At 33.2% G+C, this 19,082-nt stretch carries 19 protein-coding genes; 8 read left to right on the plus strand and 11 right to left on the minus strand.

Annotated elements, in window-relative coordinates; all coding sequences use genetic code 11:
• Positions 1-72: 72 nt before the first annotated feature.
• The 3 genes from M0M57_RS05415 to M0M57_RS05425 form a co-directional block, all read right to left on the minus strand.
• Positions 73-2,103: an ATP-binding protein gene (locus M0M57_RS05415; RefSeq protein ID WP_248436088.1), complete on the minus strand. Its 2,031-nt coding sequence runs from the start codon at positions 2,101-2,103 to the stop codon at positions 73-75.
• Positions 2,104-2,188: 85 nt separating this feature from the next.
• Entirely contained in the window at positions 2,189-2,362 is a 174-nt protein-coding gene (locus tag M0M57_RS05420) for a hypothetical protein (protein WP_248436090.1), read from the minus strand.
• A gap of 216 nt (positions 2,363-2,578) precedes the next feature.
• Positions 2,579-3,601, minus strand: a complete 1,023-nt coding sequence (locus M0M57_RS05425; RefSeq protein WP_248436091.1) for a response regulator transcription factor — start codon at positions 3,599-3,601, stop codon at positions 2,579-2,581.
• A 374-nt stretch (positions 3,602-3,975) separates the two neighbouring features.
• On the opposite strand from M0M57_RS05425, the gene M0M57_RS05430 reads away from it, so the two are divergent.
• The 4 genes from M0M57_RS05430 to M0M57_RS05445 are packed head-to-tail and all read left to right on the plus strand — an operon-like array spanning position 3,976 to position 6,277.
• Positions 3,976-4,305 carry an ArsR/SmtB family transcription factor gene (locus M0M57_RS05430; protein ID WP_248436093.1) on the plus strand — a complete coding sequence of 110 codons (330 nt, stop codon included), beginning with the start codon at positions 3,976-3,978 and terminating at the stop codon, positions 4,303-4,305.
• A 14-nt stretch (positions 4,306-4,319) separates the two neighbouring features.
• On the plus strand, positions 4,320-4,823 hold the full coding sequence (locus M0M57_RS05435; protein ID WP_248436094.1) for a DUF6428 family protein: 504 nt from the start codon (positions 4,320-4,322) through the stop codon (positions 4,821-4,823).
• A gap of 10 nt (positions 4,824-4,833) precedes the next feature.
• A complete protein-coding gene (arsB, locus tag M0M57_RS05440; protein WP_248436096.1) occupies positions 4,834-5,862 on the plus strand; it encodes an ACR3 family arsenite efflux transporter in 1,029 nt (342 codons plus the stop codon).
• A gap of 1 nt (position 5,863) precedes the next feature.
• Complete coding sequence (locus M0M57_RS05445) at positions 5,864-6,277, plus strand: arsenate reductase ArsC (protein ID WP_248436097.1); 414 nt, start codon at positions 5,864-5,866, stop codon at positions 6,275-6,277.
• Positions 6,278-6,339: 62 nt separating this feature from the next.
• Here the strand turns inward: M0M57_RS05445 and M0M57_RS05450 are convergent, their stop codons facing one another.
• The 7 genes from M0M57_RS05450 to M0M57_RS05480 form a co-directional block, all read right to left on the minus strand.
• The gene (locus M0M57_RS05450; RefSeq protein WP_248436098.1) at positions 6,340-8,613 is read right to left on the minus strand and encodes a cation:proton antiporter; all 2,274 of its coding nucleotides are present in this window, start codon (positions 8,611-8,613) and stop codon (positions 6,340-6,342) included.
• Positions 8,614-8,722: 109 nt separating this feature from the next.
• Complete coding sequence (locus M0M57_RS05455; protein ID WP_248436100.1) at positions 8,723-9,439, minus strand: LytR/AlgR family response regulator transcription factor; 717 nt, start codon at positions 9,437-9,439, stop codon at positions 8,723-8,725.
• Entirely contained in the window at positions 9,402-10,169 is a 768-nt protein-coding gene (locus tag M0M57_RS05460) for a sensor histidine kinase (RefSeq protein ID WP_248436101.1), read from the minus strand. The genes M0M57_RS05455 and M0M57_RS05460 overlap by 38 nt, the downstream gene beginning before the upstream one ends.
• A 78-nt stretch (positions 10,170-10,247) precedes the next feature.
• Complete coding sequence (locus M0M57_RS05465) at positions 10,248-11,789, minus strand: glycine--tRNA ligase (protein WP_248436103.1); 1,542 nt, start codon at positions 11,787-11,789, stop codon at positions 10,248-10,250.
• A gap of 104 nt (positions 11,790-11,893) precedes the next feature.
• The gene (locus M0M57_RS05470; protein WP_248436105.1) at positions 11,894-12,130 is read right to left on the minus strand and encodes a hypothetical protein; all 237 of its coding nucleotides are present in this window, start codon (positions 12,128-12,130) and stop codon (positions 11,894-11,896) included.
• A gap of 20 nt (positions 12,131-12,150) precedes the next feature.
• Positions 12,151-12,606, minus strand: coding sequence for a hypothetical protein (locus M0M57_RS05475; protein ID WP_248436106.1), 456 nt, complete (start codon positions 12,604-12,606; stop codon positions 12,151-12,153).
• The gene (locus M0M57_RS05480; RefSeq protein ID WP_248436107.1) at positions 12,606-14,420 is read right to left on the minus strand and encodes a hypothetical protein; all 1,815 of its coding nucleotides are present in this window, start codon (positions 14,418-14,420) and stop codon (positions 12,606-12,608) included. The genes M0M57_RS05475 and M0M57_RS05480 overlap by 1 nt, the downstream gene beginning before the upstream one ends.
• Positions 14,421-14,576: 156 nt before the next feature.
• Between M0M57_RS05480 and M0M57_RS05485 the strand changes: the two genes are divergently transcribed.
• From M0M57_RS05485 to M0M57_RS05495, 3 genes are all read left to right on the plus strand, one after another.
• A complete protein-coding gene (locus tag M0M57_RS05485) occupies positions 14,577-14,807 on the plus strand; it encodes a helix-turn-helix domain-containing protein (protein ID WP_248436109.1) in 231 nt (76 codons plus the stop codon).
• A gap of 87 nt (positions 14,808-14,894) precedes the next feature.
• Positions 14,895-15,575, plus strand: coding sequence for a ComF family protein (locus M0M57_RS05490; RefSeq protein WP_248436111.1), 681 nt, complete (start codon positions 14,895-14,897; stop codon positions 15,573-15,575).
• Positions 15,576-15,660: 85 nt separating this feature from the next.
• Positions 15,661-17,250: an Ig-like domain-containing protein gene (locus M0M57_RS05495; protein ID WP_248436113.1), complete on the plus strand. Its 1,590-nt coding sequence runs from the start codon at positions 15,661-15,663 to the stop codon at positions 17,248-17,250.
• 243 nt (positions 17,251-17,493) lie between these two features.
• On the opposite strand, the gene M0M57_RS05500 is transcribed toward M0M57_RS05495, so the two are convergent.
• A complete protein-coding gene (locus M0M57_RS05500; protein WP_248436115.1) occupies positions 17,494-18,267 on the minus strand; it encodes an amidohydrolase in 774 nt (257 codons plus the stop codon).
• Between the two features lie 71 nt (positions 18,268-18,338).
• Here M0M57_RS05500 and M0M57_RS05505 point away from each other — a divergent pair, with 71 nt between their 5' ends.
• Positions 18,339-18,902, plus strand: a complete 564-nt coding sequence (locus tag M0M57_RS05505) for a hypothetical protein (RefSeq protein ID WP_248436117.1) — start codon at positions 18,339-18,341, stop codon at positions 18,900-18,902.
• Positions 18,903-19,082: the final 180 nt, after the last annotated feature.

A 19,082-nucleotide genomic window follows, 5' to 3' on the forward strand; every position in this document is an offset into this window, starting at 1 on the left:
GTTGAAATTAACATTCAAATATAAAAAAGAAAAAACACTTTTGATAAATTCAAAAGTGTTTGTTTTAAAAAATTATTTTTTAAATGGCAAATCAATCGTGATCGTCGTCCCTTTTCCTGGTTTTGATTTAATCTCAAAAGTTCCTTTGCACGTTGCCACTCTCGAAGAAATATTTTGCAAGCCAATTCCTTTGCTCTTTTTAGAAACTTCAAAACCAATTCCGTCATCAATTATTGATACATGAAGGTTATCCGCATCTTTTAGTAAGTTAACCGAAACATTCTTAGCCTTAGCATATTTATTAATGTTTTGCAATGACTCCTGAATTATTCGATAGATATTAATTTTTAAATCATTATCCACCTTATCCCATTTTATGGCTTGGTCAATAATGTATTTGAAATCGGTGTTTTCTGATAGATTTTTTTGTTCTTCAAACAGATTGGTTAAAATAGCCACAAAATTATTGATTAACGCAAATTTTTCGCGGCTCAGTTCGTGCGAGATTTCACGAATATCTTGTTCAATAAACTTAAGTTCAGAGATGTAGTGATCTCTTCCGGCGATGGCCAATTCATCTCCTTTTCTATTTAAACTGTCCAAATTTAGCCTTGCTCCAAACAAACGCCCTAAAACCCCATCGTGTAATTCTTGACCAATGCGTTGTTTTTCTTTGATAACGACCTCATCTAACTTTTTCTGCTGACTTAACATGAGGCTATAGATTTCCTCATTGGCTTTTTGCTGTTCTTCCCGCAATCGAAAGTATTTATTCCTACTTCGCTGATCACGAATAATATAGAGGAGCACGACTATAAAAACTGCTAATAATGCAAACAGAATGATGTTTCGGTTTTGAATAGCTAATTGCTCTTTTTGTCTTTTGAATTCGTCCGTTTCATATTCTATACGGGCAAACTTTTCGGAAACTTTACGCTCGGCTTGTAATAAACTATCTGCTAGTTTAACATACTCCTTAGAATAAACACTATGATTTTCGGGTTCAACTTTACTTAATTGATCAACAGCATCTAATTGTAAATTTAAAATGTTAGTTTTTTTTGCAAGGTTATATGCATCACGAGCAAAATATTGTGCACTATCTAAAACACCTCTTTTTTCGTAGTATTCAGATAAATTTATTTTACTATTTACAATTTCAGGTGTTAATTGTAATTCTTCTCTAATTCGCAAAGATTCATAAAATTCGTAAGGAAGATTAGTAAAATCTCCTATTTTTAATTTTGCTTTTGCTTTATTGTCTAATACAGTTGAATACAAACTAGGATATTCTTGATAAAGATTTTTCTCTTGTAAAGCTTTGTTAAAATATGACAAAGACACTAAAATATTTTCTTTCTGTAAATTGACTAACCCAATATTATTTAGTGTAACTGCTTTAGATTGATACTGTCCTAAAGTTTTGAGTTCTTCTGAATCTGCAATAAAATAAGCTTTTTCAAAATATTCAAGGGCTTTTTCATAATCTTTTATTTTTATGCATGTTAAACCTAAAATATTATAAGCTTCATATTCTAATAATTTATTTTTTTCAAGACGGATATGAGCTAATGCTAAAACGGCAGATTTTTCACTACCCATAAAATCTCGTGCTTGATATTTTGCTGTCGCTATTTTAATATGCAAACGACCTATACTAAAATTATCATTTAATCCAAAATAAATTTTTTCAGCTTGTTGAAAATTAATAACAGCACTATCCATAATGAGCTTTTCAGCATAATATTCTCCTAAATAAGTGTAAGCTCTAGCAAGATAAAATGAATCTTTGGCTTGGATTGCATCTTCAATTAATTCACTTGAATTTTTTTTAAATTCTTCTTTTTTTTCTAAGTTATAATAAATAAACCCAACATATATTTTGTTTGTAAAATAAATAGAGTCTTTTGGAAGAGTTTTTACTAAATTTTCAGCCTTATATAGGTACTCAAGAGCTTTAGGTTTTGGCATCACGTAGTCATTCGCTCTTTCTAGGTAGAGCGTAATACTATCTTGAGTTGCACTGTTGATTTCTTTGTTTGATGAAAAATCAGTACATGCAATTAAAAGTAAAATGAAAAATAATAAGTAAAATCTTTTCAATACTTTTAGAATTTAAATTCAAAAGTATTGAAAAGATTTGTATTATTGAATAAAATCTTTAAAATTTGAGTTATGGTATTCTGTTTTAAAGAATTACCAAAACTTTTCTACTTCCAGCAACAGTTCCTGTATTAGCTCCTCCGTCACCGCTTTCAGTTAACATTGGTTGATCATTTTTTGAAGTAGCACTAGTAGTTAAATCTGTAGAAGAAACAGAAGCGAACATAAAAAGTCCTAATAATGCGAATAAAGTTTTCATAATGTTGTGATATTAAGTTATAAGTTGAATTTCGTTTTAGTTGAGTGAACGCTTGACACTATATATGTTATCATGTAAATGTATCACGTGGACACAATCATTCACGGTGTAAAAGTATAGTGCATATCTGCTACAGCCAACAAAATCAGGGCGTTAATGGTGGATTGCATTCGTTTGATTGTGGAATAACCTAAAATCTTGGTAGAATAACTTGTTTTAGATGTCTTTGAATTCTAACCCCGCTAATTGGGCTATAATTTGCTCTACATTGTCTTTGTAGCTCTTGGAAAACGGGAGTTGTGTTTTCGAATTTTTAATGTAGCAAACCGTGTTTCCGGTATGAATTCGGGAAACGTAGTTTTTATTCACAATATAACTGTTGTGTATTCTGAAGAAATAGGAAGGAAGATTTTCTTCAAAATATTTTAAGGTTTTAAATGCAGTAATGACCTCTCCATTGTTTAATGTTATATCGGTAGAATTGTTATCGGCTTTCAAAAAAGCAATTTCATCTAACTCTAAGAATCGATAATCGCCATACGATTTTATGCAAATTAAATTGCGGTGCACTTCATCATTTGCTACAATCGTTTTTGGAGAATCAAATGTGATGTTTTTTATTTCGGAAAGTATGGGTTCTAAATCTACTGTTGTATTTTCCTTTGGAAGTGATTCTTCTATTGTTGAAAGTATTTGTGAAGTAATCGATTCTGAATCAAACGCCGGTTTCTGTTGATTTGCCATTTCCAAAATAGCCTCTTTTAAATCGGATAATTCTGATTTTAAAAGCGTAATCAATTCTTCATTCACCGCATTAACTTGAATAGGTTCCGGCTGAATCGGAATTAACTCTCTCGCTAAATTGTCGTTTTCTTGAACTTCAGGATTTGGTTCAACAATTTTGAATTCCGCAATTTTTCGTGGTTCAGGGTTTAAACGAATAACCGGAATATCATTGTTTTTTTCAAAACGCAATAATGCTTTGCGAACATCTGCTTCGTCAAATGGTTTTACCAAAAAATCCAATACATCGTATTTAACCGCTTCAAAAGCTTTGCTTGTATCGTGCGAAATAGCAATAATTTTGGGAATCTTCTTTAAAAAACGATGCAATTCATTTATAATCAACAAAGAAAGATTAGAAGAAGAGGAAAGCGGATTGATCTCTAAAAAAACAAAATCCGGCTGGTACTCTAAAATGGCATTCAAACCGTCCTCATAATTTGTCGCAGTAGCCATAAGCTGAAAATTTGAAAACCCTTCCATTACGGATTGGATTTTCAAAATGCTTTTGCTATCATCGTCAAGAATGAGGTAAGAGTGCATCATAAACCTACAAAATCTTTTGAATACAAAAATCAGGAAACAACTCCTGGTCTTGCTTTTTTAAAATAAATTTGATTTGTAGGTTACTTGTGCAAAAAGATTGGGGCGTTTTACACGATTATATTTCTAAATGACAGGCTTTCAGCATCTAAACCTAAACCCATAACTATCAACAAACTTAGGTTAAAAAACACGGCTAAAAAAGCATATTACAAGGCTTTCGATAACACGCAAAAATTTCCGTTAAAAAACTTGTATTATTTGAAACCTTATCGTAATATTGCGATATGGGAATAACAAAAACAACTGGCTTCTCTCAAGAGACCAACGAAATGGCCGAAATCCTTAAAGCAATTGGGCATCCGGCACGCATAGCTATCATAAAATTATTGAGCAACATGCCGTCTTGTGTGTGTGGCGAAATTGTAGAAGTGCTTCCTTTAGCTCAATCTACCGTTTCAAGACACCTAGCGGAACTTAAAAAAGTAAACTTAATCAAAGGAAATATCAGCGGAAACAACATCTGTTACTGCTTAGATTTAGAAACTTGGAAAAAAGTAAAAGCTTTTATCAAAACAATTAGTAAACCCGATGGTAGTCCGTTTGACTGCTGTTAAAAAACCAAATAATTATGAACTGGTCAGAATTTAAAAATCAATTAGTGCAACACCCGGATTTGCATTTGCAATTTCAATTTGGTGAAAATCAATTTGTGCACCCTTCTTTTCATATTACAGAAATAAAACAAAACGCTATCACTTCGGTTGATTGTGGTGGAAAAATGAATGCTTGGACAGAAATTATCCTTCAACTTTGGGAGCCTTCTCAAAAGGAAACTCCTCGTTCGATGAAAGCATCAAAAGCATTACAAATTATTGATGTGGTTGAAAAATCACTGCCTTTAAATCCAAATGTAACCGTTAAAATTGAGTTTGGAAATGATACGTTTGACACGAGACAAATGCATCCACAAGATTTTCAATTTTCTGAAGATGATATCATTGTCAATTTAATTGCTGACAAAACACAATGCAAAGCAATAGACCGTGGCGAAACATGCGGAACTCCGAAACAAAAAGTAAAATTAGCCGAAGTTACAGCAGGATGTTGCACACCGGAATCAGGCTGTTGCTAATTTATTGATTATGAAGAAACTATCTTTCTTAGATTCGTATTTAACCTTGTGGATTTTTATTGCGATGTTTATTGGCGTTGGTTTAGGCTATTATATTCCATCTGTAGCAGAAAATATCAACGGAATGAGTTCCGGAACAACTAACATTCCAATTGCTATTGGATTGATTTTGATGATGTATCCGCCATTAGCTAAGGTAGATTACAAATTATTACCGAAAGTGTTTAAAAACACCAAAATCCTATCTATTTCACTACTATTAAATTGGATAATTGGTCCGTTTTTGATGTTTTTCTTAGCTATCATTTTCCTAAAAGATCATCCGGAATACATGATTGGATTAATTCTGATTGGATTAGCCCGTTGTATAGCCATGGTTTTGGTTTGGAATGACTTAGCCGAAGGAAGCAAAGAATACGGAGCAGGATTAGTCGCCTTAAACAGTGTTTTTCAAGTGTTTTTCTACAGTTTTTATGCTTGGATATTCATAACGATTCTTCCACCCTATTTTGGTTTTGAAGGAGCGATTGTTGATATTTCAATTGCAACCATTGCCGAAAGTGTAGCGATTTATCTCGGATTACCCTTTTTGTTGGGTTTTTTAAGCCGAATCATTTTAGTAAAACTAAAAGGCGAAGAATGGTATAACACGAAATTCATCCCAACCATATCACCCATCACGTTAATCGCTTTATTAGCCACCATTGTAGTAATGTTTAGTTTAAAAGGCGAATTAATTGTCACAATTCCGCTTGATATTGTATTGATTGCCATTCCGATGCTTATCTATTTTGCAATTATGTTCATCATTGGCTTTTTTGTAACAAAAGCAGTTGGAGCTCCTTATGATCAAAACGCAGCGGTTTCATTTACAGCTGCCGGAAACAATTTTGAATTAGCGATTGCAGTTGCCATTGCCGTTTTCGGATTGAATAGCGGACAAGCCTTTACGTGTGTAATTGGTCCTCTTGTGGAAGTACCTGCATTGATTTTGCTGGTAAGAGTATCTTTTTGGTTAAAACACAAATACTACAAATAAAATGAAAAAAATTCTCGTTCTATGCACCGGAAATTCGTGCAGAAGCCAAATGGCTCATGGTTATTTAAAGCATTTTGCTAACGATAAAGCACAAGTTTACAGTGCCGGTGTGGAAGTACACGGTTTGAATCCGTTTGCAATTGGAATTATGGCCGAAGACGGTATTGATATTTCGAAACATACTTCTAATCACGTGGATGAATATGCCGATATTGAATTTGATTTTGTTATTACCGTTTGTGATAATGCTAAAGAAGCTTGTCCGTTTTTCCCAACTAAAACAAAAACAATTCACCATAGTTTTGAAGATCCGTCAAAAGCATCAGGAACCGCAAAGGAATTAATTGCTGAGTTCAGAAGGGTTCGCGATCAAATCAAAGCTTTTTCTGAGGAATTTATTAAAGAAAATGTTTAAAAAGAAAAATCCCAAATTCGAGTGAGTTTGGGATTTTTTACTTTAATAATTTTTGCAATGTTTTATTTCTGAATTATTAACGTTGAAGGTGTGTTGCTCAACCAAATTCCTCTAGTTTCAACCAATTTTTTCCAGCTGTTGAGACTAATCAACATCAAATCCTGTTTAAGCAAGAATTCTTTTTCTATTTTTTGTTCGTTTAGCAGCGTAATGTGATTAGGTGCTTTCTGTTCAATGGAACGAATCATTTCTTTGATTTCAGGATTGTTTTTGATTAATCCTTTAGAATCTAAAATCGTAATCTGCGATTCATTATTGTGAATGAGTTTTTGAGCATAATTTATCAAATAAGCATCACTTTTATCAAAAATAGGAACAAAAATAATGTCTGCTTTGGTGAATTTTTTATCCACTAAAATCCCAACCGGAACTTCACTTTTCATTAAAATTTGACGGGTTCTATCATCAAAAATAGATTCTTCAAAAATATTATCTTTACCGGTTATTGTATTTAAAATACGATCTGGTGTGATAATTCTGGTAGTAAATCCTAAAATTTTACCTAAAAAACTTCCTTCAAACATTGATTGTCCCAAACCGATTAAAAGCAAATCAAAATCGCCTTGATTGGCTGTTTTAGTAATGTCTGAATCAATATCGTTGGATGCTTTAAAAAAAGTGGAAAGCGGTTGATTAATTACTTTAGCTTCGTTTAAAATGGGTTCAAAACTTTCCTTTTCATAATTTTCAATGTTAATATGATTGATTTCGTTGGTAGGTGTCAAGTGCATGGCTGTAATCAATGCATTTTCACCTTGTTTTTTAGTAAAAAAATTTCCCAAACGCAACAATGCTTTACCACTTTGACTATCGCCAAATGAAAATAGTAATTTGTATTTCCCAGCATCAATAACTTCAGCCGGAATGGTTTCATGAGTTGGTTTTTTGAAAATTAGGTCAATTAAATTCAATGCCGGACCGGTCATAAATGTAGTTACTAACGCCATAATGACCATCATTGCAAAAACTTCGGGCGTGAGAACTCCTAAATCAAAACCAATGTTTAAAACGACCAATTCCATTAACCCTCTTGTGTTCATTAACGCACCAATGGTCAAACTGTCACGCCAATTTTGTCCCACAAATTTGGCTGCTAAAGCACTTCCGAGAAATTTTCCGACAACTGCAACTAAAATGATTAAACCCGTCACTTTCCATAAATAAGGATCATTTAAAAGTCCGATTTGGGTACGCAAACCAGTAAAAACAAAAAATAGCGGCAAAAGTAAAACGATGGAAACATCTTCTACTTTTTCTATAAAAAGCGTTCTGAAACGCATGTTATCCGGCATAATCGCACCTGCCATAAACGCTCCAAACAAAGCGTGAATTCCAATAATTTCCGTAGCATATGAAGAAACAATCAGCGTTACAAAAAAGATAGCTACAACAGGTTTACTCAATTTTTCTTTTGTTGCATATAGATCGCCAACTCTTTTTAAGAAGGGTCGAACCAATTTTAGCATTAACAACACATAAATAGCAGCCAATGCAATGATATAAAGCGAACTCACAAATGAACCTGCTTTAACAATGGCAATTACGGCGGCCAACAAACACCAAGCAGTAATGTCATCTGCTGCGGCACAAGTGATAACCATCGTTCCCAAGCGGGTTTTGTGCAAACCACGTTCTTGAACAATTCTTGCTAAAACCGGAAAAGCCGTAATGCTCATCGCAATTCCCAAAAACAATCCAAAAGAGGCAAATTGAACACCTTCGGGAGCAAACGATTCATAAATGTAATAAGCCAATCCCATCCCTAAAGCAAACGGAATAATGATACTGGCATGACTCACTACAACTGCGTCATGAGCTTTGTTTTGAAGCACTTTGAGGTCTAACTCCATTCCGATTACAAACATGAATAAAATAAGCCCTATTTGGCTAAGAAATTGTAAGTTTCCTAATGATTCAGCAGGAAAAAGATTGGCTGAAAATTCAGGAAAATACATGCCGAATAACGAAGGTCCTAGAACAATTCCGGCAATAATTTCACCAATAACGGAAGGTTGACCGATTTTTTTACAAATCCAACCAAACATCCTAGCCACTAAAATGATTGTAACAATTTGAGCTAAAAGTATCGCTAACGGATGATGAATGTTGTGCGTAATTGATTCTAAAAACGAATCCCATTGTGATAAATTGGTAGAAACGACTTCAATATTTCTATTGTATTCCAGTTTTTCGCCTTGAACGGCAATCCAATACATCAAAGCAGAAAATCCACCAATAATTAGAATGTAGAAGAATGAGTTTTTAAAGTTTTTCATCGGAAATTCATTTAATTTCCTCAAAATTCTATCATTTCAAAATAGTAAAATCCGGTACTGAAATAGGACATTTCATTTTTGTAATGAAACTGCAAAAAAATGTAACAACTTATAAAGTAAGTTTTGATAAAAAATCCTTTTTAAATGAATTTCCTAACGTAAGCACAAGGTTTTTCTCTCTTAAAGTACAATTTGTAGTAATCAAATCAGCTGAAAAAAACTGAACAATACTAAGTTTGATGATTTCGTGTTTGTTAATTCGGCAAAAATCTGAAGTTGGTAATAATTCCAGTAATTTTTCGAAAGAAATATTTTTTAAAATAACGGTTGAGCCATCATCCAGCAAAACTTCTTTGTCTCTGCTATCAATCGAGGCGGTTTTGACGTAGTTGATTTTGTCGAAATATAATAGTATTTTACCTTTATCTGCTTGTAGTTGAGTAAATTTCTTGGTTGGAATTTCCTGCTGAATTCTTTTCAACGCCTTTTGAACAGCCATTTGCAATCGCTCTTTTTTGATGGGTTTTTGCAGATAATCCACTGCATCCAATTCAAAAGCATCCAACGCAAATTCTTTGTAAGCTGTAGCAAAAATGATAAGTTTTCCTTGTAATAGATTTGCCACTTCAATGCCCGAAATCATTGGCATTTCGATGTCTAAAATGCATAAATCAAAATCTAATTCGGGGATTTCACTTAAAAACACATCGGGGTTGTTAAATGCTTTGACTACTTCCAATTCAGGAATTTGTTCGCAAAGCATTTTCAAATAAGTTAATCCGGGCAACTCATCGTCGAGCAGCAAGCATTTCAGCTTTGTGTTCAAGTAAATTAATTTTTAAGTGAGCAATATAAACGTCTTTTTCTACAAATCTATCCAGTTTAAAATGATCTTTGTAGATGATTTTTAATCTTTGTTCAAGAGTTTGTGTTCCAAAACCTCCTTTTTCTTTCTCTAATTTTGATTTTCGAGAAATTTTGTTGGAAACGGTTAAACTAAAAACACTTTCTTTAAATTCAAATACGATGGAAATAAAAGCATCCGCACTTTGTAAATCGGCGTGTTTGAATGCATTTTCAATTAAATCGATAGAAATCATCGGAGCAATTAACTTTTGATTGTAAAGTAATTCTTCTTCCTTTACCTTCATTTTTACCTTTAATTCAAAAAGCGGACTGACTTTTATTTTATTGATTTCTATTAAGTTACAAGCAAATTCAATTTCATCTTTTGGTGTGACGAATTTTTTTCGACTTTCGTATAAAATATAATCCAACACATTCGCTAGTTTATCTAATGCAAAATAGGTTTGATAAGCATGTGATTGAATAGAATTCAATATGTTTTTAAACAAATGTGGATTGAGTTTTGCCTCCAACGTTTCCAGTTGTAAATTGCTGACTTTATCTTCTAATTGCTGAAATTGCGATTCGATAGCTTCTTTTCTTTTCAGGGATTTAAACAGTTTATATCCCAAAATAAGAGCTATTCCCACCACCAAAACAAGTGCAGCAACTAAAAAATAAAAATAATTTTGAAAATCATTCGATTCCATAATCCAAAAATGTCTTGCAAATTTAAACAAATAAGGCTTCCCGATAGGAAAGCCTTATTACATATTATTGAATGGTTATTACATTTTCATCAACCAATTTCGCATCGAAACATCATTCGCGATAATATCTCTTAATTCAGAAATTTTCACACGATCTTGTTGCATCGAATCTCGGTGACGAATAGTAACCGTTTCATCTTCTATGGTTTGGTGGTCAACTGTGATACAAAATGGTGTTCCCAATGCATCTTGTCTTCTGTAACGACGACCCACAGCATCTTTTTCATCATACGCTACATTGAAATCCCATTTTAATTCTTCTACAATTTTACGGGAAATCTCTGGTAAACCGTCTTTTTTCACTAAAGGTAAAATGGCTGCTTTGGTTGGTGCTAAAACCGATGGCAAACGCAAAACTGTTCGTGTTGAACCGTCTTCTAAGGCTTCTTCTGTTAATGAATTAGCGAAAACAGCCAAGAACATTCTGTCTAAACCAACTGAAGTTTCAACTACATACGGAACATAGTTTTTGTTTTCTTCCGTATCAAAATATTGTAATTTCTTTCCTGAAAATTGCTCGTGAGCTTTCAAATCGAAGTCGGTTCTGGAGTGAATTCCTTCCAGTTCTTTGAATCCGAATGGGAAATTAAATTCGATATCTGCCGCCGCATTAGCATAATGAGCTAATTTTTCATGGTCATGAAAACGGTAATTTTCTTTCCCTAAACCAAGCGATAAATGCCATTTTAAACGGGTTTCTTTCCAGTATTCATACCATTTCATCTCTTCTCCCGGTTTTACGAAAAATTGCATCTCCATTTGTTCAAATTCACGCATTCTAAAAATGAACTGACGAGCTACAATCTCGTTTCTAAACGCTTTTCCGGTTTGTGCAATTCCGAATGGAATTTTCATACGACCTGATTTTTGTACGTTTAAGAAATTCACAAAAATTCCCTGAGCGGTTTCCGGACGCAAATATAAATCCATCGCAGAATCGGCAGAAGCTCCTAATTTGGTTCCGAACATCAAGTTAAACTGACGCACTTCGGTCCAATTTCGTGAACCGGATTCCGGACAAGCAATCTCTAATTCTTCAATTAAAGCCTTTACATCGGCCAAATCTTCATTGCCCAACGAACGAGCCATTCTTTCCAAAATCTCGCGTTGTTTGGCTTTGTATTCCATCACACGAGGATTGGTGGTCACATATTGGGCTTCATCAAAAGCATCACCGAAACGTTCTCTGGCTTTGTCGATTTCTTTTTGTGCCTTTTGGTTTAATTTTTCGGCATAATCCTCAATTAACACATCAGCACGGTATCTTTTTTTAGAATCTTTGTTGTCAATTAACGGATCATTGAAGGCATCTACGTGACCGGAAGCTTTCCATGTTGTTGGATGCATAAAAATCGCAGCGTCAATACCTACGATGTTTTCATGCATTTGCACCATTGATTTCCACCAATATTCTCTAATGTTTTTCTTTAATTCTGCTCCGTTTTGAGCATAATCGTAAACGGCACTTAAACCGTCATAAATTTCACTGGACGGAAAAATGAATCCGTACTCTTTTGCGTGTGAAATTACATTCTTAAAATTATCTTCTTGTTTTGCCATAATGGTGCAAAAATATAAAAAGTAGGGGTAAAAAAGTTTGATTTGAAAATAAATTTTAACACACTAAATTATTGCATATACTTTCAGAATTAAATTTAATATAATCAAAACGCAATTACCTGTAAAACCTCAAGGTATTGGCTTTGAAAAGGTGCTGAATTATGCAAACCATTAAGCGATAAATAATAATACAAATCTGGCCAATTAAAATGATAAACTTCATCATTTGATAAAACCCAAGGTTCTTGATTTTCTGCTGCTGAGATGTCCGTTTGACTTATCAATTTTTCTTTCAAATCTGCTAATACATTTGTAAAAACGGGTAACATATAGGTAAACATAAAATCGAGTTAGAATTCATTTATTCTTCGGCAACAAAGCCAAATATTACCCCTCTTGCAATGAGATGCCTGCCTTTTGCCTCCCCCAAATCAATGATGTATACCTTTCGTTCTCTAAGAAAATCAATAAAGTTGATGAAACCTTTTTCATTGATTTCTTCGTAAGTGATAATTTTATGTTTGTTTTTTCTTAAAAAGGATTTATTTAATTTATAAGTTTTTAGAATTTCATTTCCATCAGGATCGTAATTGAATTGTTTATAAAATCGAAAACTACAATTTTTACCATCACTAAAATAAAACATGTACATAATTTTATTTAGTTCATTAGAATCTTTTTCTAAAATCTTAGTGTAAATCTTTTGTTTATCACTTTCAGAAAATATTACAAAAACACTATCTACCTTATTTAGTTCATTTTCGTGTTGAGAAAAAACTAAATTAAAAAATAACAGGAAAAAGGATAAAAACTTCATTAGAACATAGTTTTAGTTAATGATAAAACACCTAATTCTTGCATGAAATAATACTTTTCAAAATTTAATGAATTGGTAGGAAATTCATTTTGAAAAGGGGCAGATCCATGTAAACCATTCAAAGAAAGGTAAAAATATAAATCTGGCCAATTAAAATTGTATTCCTCATCATTTGATAAGTACCATATTGCCTGCTCAGCTTCAACAATATGACTTGGTAAAATCAAGTCATCTTTCAAATCTGCTAATACATTTGTAAAAACGGGTAACATATAGGTAAACATAAAATCGTGTTGTGTTACAGTTCCGTTTGCAACAGGAACACCACCAAAACCTCCTGTAAATGTGCCTAATAATTGACCAAGGTCTAGTCCGTTAAGTTGAGCAATAGTTGTGCCTAAATTTGAATCTATTTTTTTTATGTTTAAATAAGCATGTATGCATTCATGTAAAATAGTCTTGGCAATAGATAAATTAGAATCTTCACCGATGATAGATTTTCTTATTTTAATCGTGTTGTGCCAGTTTCCATCAGATCCTTGGATTTTACAAATTCCATTTGCCCCTGAAGGAATACCTTCGTCTGTAACTTCAAATTTAACGTTTATTCTGGGGTCACTAACTTGAAATGTTTCTGTAAACATTTGCTTAAAAACAGAAGACTCCATTAACTTACTATAAATCCAAGTAAATTGTTGTCCTTCTGGGGTGTTTTGATCAATTGCTGAAAAATCAATATTTGCTGGTGATTTTAATGATTTTTCAAAATCTAGATTCAAACCACTTTCAAGTGCACCTTGAATAAACTCTAAAACAAACGATTTCACTTCAGAACTAACAACACCTCCTATTGTATTTTCACTAATATAATTTGATATTTGTGCTTCGACAACTGGGTTGTTGCTAAGAAAGGTGATTTGCCGACTATTCAGCGATAAAAGATCAGCCAAATAAAGTACCGAGGGTCTAATTATAGGCTCACCAACTATTGTTGTTAATGAATTATTTGATGGTTCACCGGGTTGAGATGAACCAGGGCTATTTCCTCCAACTGGTGAACTTCCTCCAGGGTTAGAACCTCCAGAACCCGGAAACGTAATACCTGGAACACATTCATATCTGTAAGTGTATTTATATTTTGCCTTAACACTAGCATTGCAAGGTGGTGTAGTTGGCGACCATGGCCAGTGGACAAATTCTGAACACATAATGGCTTCCACAATAATGGTGGTTTGAACTGTTCCATCGCAAGCAATAGGATAAATATTTGATCCCTCAACTTCACCTCCTCCTTCCTCATCAACATGTGTGAATTTAATTGAACCTCCTGGTCCAGGTTCTACTCTAAAGGTGGTTATTCCTCCTTCAAATGGTTGGCTTTTGTCATCTAACCAATTTTCGGTAGGGCTATATTTTGTAATAAAAGCATCGGTGTTTCCTTCTTTCTCTTCTAAAGTAAGATTATAAAATTTACTGGCTATCGTGTCCGATGTCTTGATGTACATCGTATAAGATTTGTATGTTCCTGAGGTTATTTCTTTGATTACATCTGTAAAGATTTCAATTTCAGAATCATCGCCTGATCTTGCAAAATGACGTATGGAATTTGTATTATTCAAAATCATTTTTACTGCCGGCTTGTTTTCTACTGATTTTAGTTTTCTTTTAAACTCATCATAGGTAATTGTTTTTACATCAATTGATTCTAAATTGTTTTTCTGCAACTCAACATCTTCGTAAAAATCTTTATCGCAAGAAGTAAATAATAAAATTGTTGCAATAAAAACGAATAGTAATTTTAAACTGGTTTTCATGATAAAAGCTAATTGATTTAAGTTTATAATTTTAAAACATAGTAAATGTAATAAAAAAAAATTATTACGAATTATCTTGTTACAAACATAATAAAAAATATTTATAAACGCATATATGCGTTTATAAATATTTTTATATATCCTGACTTTTACATTGTGAATAATGTAAAGAATATAGATTTTATAATTGCTTTTGGTGAAAACCTAAGAAGAATAAGAGTTTCTAAAAAAATATCTCAAGAGACTCTTGCTTACTCAGCCGATATTCCAATTTCACAAGTTGGAAGAATTGAAAGAGGAGAGATAAACACAACGATAAGCTCTGTTTATGCTATATCAAAAGCATTGGATTTAGAAATAACAGAATTGTTCAGCTTCGACAAGTAATTGTTTGCTACTCTAATTCTTAAAATCAAGTCTTTTTTATATTAGTTTACTCAACTAAACGCCATTTCGAACCTAATACACGCCAAAATGCTGAAAAGTATACTCCATTTATTCTACCCTGAAGTTTGTCTAGCTTGTAAAAATCCTTTGTTTACCAACGAAATTTCGGTTTGTGCACTATGTCGCCATCGATTACCTCTCACAAGACATACTGAAAATCCGGACAACGAAGTTTTACGAAAATTTTATGGTCGTTTGCCTTTAGAACATGCTTCTGCCCTACTTTATTTTCACAAAAAAGGATTGGTGCAGGAACTCATTCATCATCTAAAATATAAAAAAAGACAACAAGTGGGTACTTTTTTAGGTGATTGGTATGGAGAAGAGCTTCAAAAAATTCACTCCGAATTAAAATTTGATGCAATTATTCCGGTTCCTTTACATAAAAAGAGAATGAAAGAACGAGGATACAATCAATTAACTACATTTGGTCAATCACTTTCAAAATCATTACAAATACCCTTTTATGAGGATATTTTACACCGAAATACTTATTCTGTTACTCAAACCAAAAAGTCGTTTTTAGAAAGAACAGAAGCCAAAAAAACCTTTTTTGAAGTTGAATTCAATGAAAGTCATCACAACAAACATTATCTTTTGATTGATGATGTCATTACAACCGGATCAACCTTAGAGCAATGCGGAAAAGCCATCCTAAAAATACCGGGAACAAAATTGAGCATTGTTTGTATAGCTTATACACACTAAGCATACGTAAAGAAAAACCTAAAACATTTCGTTTACACTAAATATAATTGTTATTTTGTGGCAACTTTATGTATCTGATAAAATTATGAGAATTTTTTTTCTGCTTCTTATTACGGTTCTGTTTACAGGTTGTGCCAAGCGAGGTTTTATTACTGGTGGCATGAAAGACACTATTCCGCCTATTTTGAAACTGAGTGAACCTAAGAATTTTTCAACTAATTTTAAAGGAAATGTCATTAAACTTCAATTTGACGAATATGTGAAGTTGAAAGATATAAACAAGCAGTTGATTATTTCGCCACCAATGAAGACGCAACCGCTAATCTCTCCAATGGTCGCTTCAAAAGAAATTACGATTACCATTAAAGATACTTTACTTGAAAATACTACCTATAGTTTTAATTTTGGAAAAAGTATTCAGGATAACAATGAAGGAAACCCTTATCAACAATTTAAATACATTTTTTCTACCGGAACGTATATCGATTCGCTTGAAATAAATGGAACCATCAAAGATGCATTTGATAGTAAAACCGATAATTTTGTTTCGGTTATGTTGTATGAAAAAAATGAAAAATTTAACGATTCTGTCGTTTATAAAGAATTTCCACGATACATTACCAACACGCTAGACAGTAGCAAAACATTTAAACTGGAAAATTTAAAAGAAGGGAATTACCTTTTAGTTGCGATGAAAGATGTGAGCAGCAATAACAAATTTGATCCAAAGTCGGATAAAATTGCGTTTTTTAGTGAAACGATTACTGTTCCAAGTGAGTCTGCGTATGAATTAGAGTTGTTTAAAGAAGTTCTTCCGTTTAAACCGATGAAACCATCACAAGCTTCCGGAAATAGAATTATTGTTGGCCATGAAGGGAAAGCTGATAACCTCAAAACAGAATTGAAAAACGGCAATGAAATTATTCCCACAATCGTTACACCCTTTCAAGGAAAAGATTCGGTTCAAATTTGGTTTAAACCCATTAAAACCGATTCACTTTCGTTAAAAATCAATCGGAATGATTTTGAAAAGGAATTTACGGTTAAAATGAAAAACCAAAAATCAGACACATTAAGCATTAAACCTAAACAAAGCGGTACGCTGCATTTTAGGGAAAATTTTACGCTCGGCAGTTCCGTTCCGTTGACAAAAATTGATGATTCAAAAATAAAATTGATAAATAAAGACTCGGTAGCGGTTGCCTTTTCAACAAAATATGATGAATTGAAACAAGAAGTTGAAATTGATTTTAAGAAAGAACCGCTTGAAAAGTATAGTTTCACCCTTGAAAAAGGTGCTTTTACTGATTTTTTAGAACGAGAAAGCGATTCTACCGGATATCGAGTTTCTACCAGAGATGTTTCTGAATATGGTAACTTACGCTTACGATTGGAAGGAATTAAATCGTTTCCGATTATTATTGAACTAACAAATGACAAAGGTGTTGTTCAAGCTTCTGCTTATTCGGAAGGAGAAACGGTTTTTGATTTTAATTTGATACAACCTGCCATGTTTACTATCAGAATTATTTATGATGATAACAAAAACAAAGTTTGGGATACTGGAAATTATCTTGAAAAACGCCAATCCGAAGAAGTTCGCTACTTTCCCACACCTGTAGAAGTGCGTGCAAATTGGGATGTGGATCAAACGTTGAAGTTTAGTGGTGGTTGATATTGACAAAAGTTTCAAGTTTCAAGTTTCAGGTTTGAAAATTATCAATAAAATTTCTGTGTTTTTCATGCCTTCTGTGAGAATGAACCTTTGGTTTAGTGTTCAGACGCAGTTGCAATTTTTAGCAGAAAATAGCAATAAACAAAATCCGTTTAAATCCATTTTAAGCGAAGCGAATTCAAAAATCCGCGTAAATCTTTTAAATCTGTCTAATCCGTGTTCCATTAAAAAAAAGTCGCAGTCTCAGTGTTCATTAAGTAATAAAAAATCATCCCTATCATTTAAAAAATTCAATTTTTTTCGCGTTTCAATCATTTTTTCTTTATCTAAATCAACAAGAAAAACATGTTCATTTAATTGCGGTTCCAAGAGATAATTCCCTAATTCATCAATCACTTGTGAGTGGCCAACATATTCATGCTCGTTATCATCAAACCCAATTCTATTTACACCAATTACATACGTTAAATTTTCTACTGCCCTGGCTTTCAGCAAAATATCCCATGCGTTTGTTCTCACTTTTGGCCAATTCGCTACATAAATCAACAAATCATAGTCTTCCGAATTTCTGGCAAAAACCGGAAAACGCAAATCGTAGCACACTTGTAAACAAATTTTCCAATTGTTGTAATCAATTATTTTCTTTTCTTTTCCGGGTTGATAGACTTTTTCCTCTCCGGCTAAAGTAAAAAGATGTCTTTTGTCATAATAATCAACTTTTCCATTTGGAAAAACAAACACCATTCGGTTAAAAAATTGTTCTTCTTCTTGAATGACTAAACTGCCAGTTATAGCTGCGTTTTTTTCATTTGCGAGTTCAATTAACCACGCAATCGTTTCTCCTTTCATCGTTTCCGCTACGTGTTTTGGATTCATTGTAAATCCGGAGGTAAACATTTCGGGAAGCACAATTAAATCGGTTTGTTGCGAAATTGCCTTTATCTTTTGTTCAAAATAAAGTCGGTTTTCGGATGGATTTTCCCAAACTAAAGGAGCTTGAATGAGCGAAACAATCATTTTTTCTTTTTTGATAAAGATACAAAATACGAATTTGAGATTTTTTCTTATCTTCACAAAAAAACAATTGTATGAAAAAATGGACTTTTTTATTGGCTTTATTGATTTCCTTTTCAATGGATGCTCAACAGAAATCGGAAACCCAAAAATTCTGGGAAACACTGCAAAAACACTGCGGAAAATCGTTTGAAGGCGAAATAATTGAAGCTCCTGCCAACGATGAATTTCGAGGAAAAAAGTTAGTCATGCACGTAAAAAGCTGTGGGAAAAATAAAATTCGTATTCCGTTTTTTGTGGGTGACGATAAATCCAGAACTTGGGTATTGACCTATAAAAATGGTAAAATCACACTCAAACACGACCACCGTCATGAAAATGGTAAACCGGATAAAGTAACGCAATACGGCGGTACCTCAACAAATGGCGGTTCACAAAACATGCAATTTTTTCCGGCTGATGAATTTACGAGCGAATTGATTCCGTATGCTTCTATGAATGTTTGGTGGATAACCGTGGATGAGAAATCTTTTACGTATAATTTACGTCGGATTGGAACGGATCGGGTTTTTTCGGTGTCGTTTGATTTGAGTGAAACGGTTGAAAATCCTGAGTCGCCTTGGGGTTGGAAGGATTAATTGCTCACAGAAAACAAGTAAACCTTTAAATGGAACACGGATAGTAAGGATTTAATAGATTTCCGCTGATTTTTTGATTCGCTTTGCTTAAAATGGATTGAAACGGATTTTATTGATGGCAATAAACTGCGACTGTAACAGAAATCTTTTATTGGAACGCGGATTGAACTGATTTGCTTT

It is taken from the genome of Flavobacterium azooxidireducens (assembly GCF_023195775.1).
Classification (GTDB): Bacteria; Bacteroidota; Bacteroidia; order Flavobacteriales; family Flavobacteriaceae; genus Flavobacterium; species Flavobacterium azooxidireducens.

Coding starts and splice junctions, on each gene's coding strand:
- M0M57_RS05420 (WP_248436090.1), bottom strand. CDS start 2,362: ATGAAAACTTTATTCGCATTATTAGGACTTTTTATGTTCGCTTCTGTT.
- M0M57_RS05425 (WP_248436091.1), bottom strand. CDS start 3,601: ATGGCTACTGCGACAAATTATGAGGACGGTTTGAATGCCATTTTAGAG.
- M0M57_RS05430 (WP_248436093.1), top strand. CDS start 3,976: ATGGGAATAACAAAAACAACTGGCTTCTCTCAAGAGACCAACGAAATG.
- M0M57_RS05435 (WP_248436094.1), top strand. CDS start 4,320: ATGAACTGGTCAGAATTTAAAAATCAATTAGTGCAACACCCGGATTTG.
- arsB (WP_248436096.1), top strand. CDS start 4,834: ATGAAGAAACTATCTTTCTTAGATTCGTATTTAACCTTGTGGATTTTT.
- M0M57_RS05445 (WP_248436097.1), top strand. CDS start 5,864: ATGAAAAAAATTCTCGTTCTATGCACCGGAAATTCGTGCAGAAGCCAA.
- M0M57_RS05450 (WP_248436098.1), bottom strand. CDS start 8,613: ATGAAAAACTTTAAAAACTCATTCTTCTACATTCTAATTATTGGTGGA.
- M0M57_RS05460 (WP_248436101.1), bottom strand. CDS start 10,169: ATGGAATCGAATGATTTTCAAAATTATTTTTATTTTTTAGTTGCTGCA.
- M0M57_RS05465 (WP_248436103.1), bottom strand. CDS start 11,789: ATGGCAAAACAAGAAGATAATTTTAAGAATGTAATTTCACACGCAAAA.
- M0M57_RS05470 (WP_248436105.1), bottom strand. CDS start 12,130: ATGTTTACCTATATGTTACCCGTTTTTACAAATGTATTAGCAGATTTG.
- M0M57_RS05475 (WP_248436106.1), bottom strand. CDS start 12,606: ATGAAGTTTTTATCCTTTTTCCTGTTATTTTTTAATTTAGTTTTTTCT.
- M0M57_RS05480 (WP_248436107.1), bottom strand. CDS start 14,420: ATGAAAACCAGTTTAAAATTACTATTCGTTTTTATTGCAACAATTTTA.
- M0M57_RS05490 (WP_248436111.1), top strand. CDS start 14,895: ATGCTGAAAAGTATACTCCATTTATTCTACCCTGAAGTTTGTCTAGCT.
- M0M57_RS05495 (WP_248436113.1), top strand. CDS start 15,661: ATGAGAATTTTTTTTCTGCTTCTTATTACGGTTCTGTTTACAGGTTGT.
- M0M57_RS05500 (WP_248436115.1), bottom strand. CDS start 18,267: ATGATTGTTTCGCTCATTCAAGCTCCTTTAGTTTGGGAAAATCCATCC.
- M0M57_RS05505 (WP_248436117.1), top strand. CDS start 18,339: ATGAAAAAATGGACTTTTTTATTGGCTTTATTGATTTCCTTTTCAATG.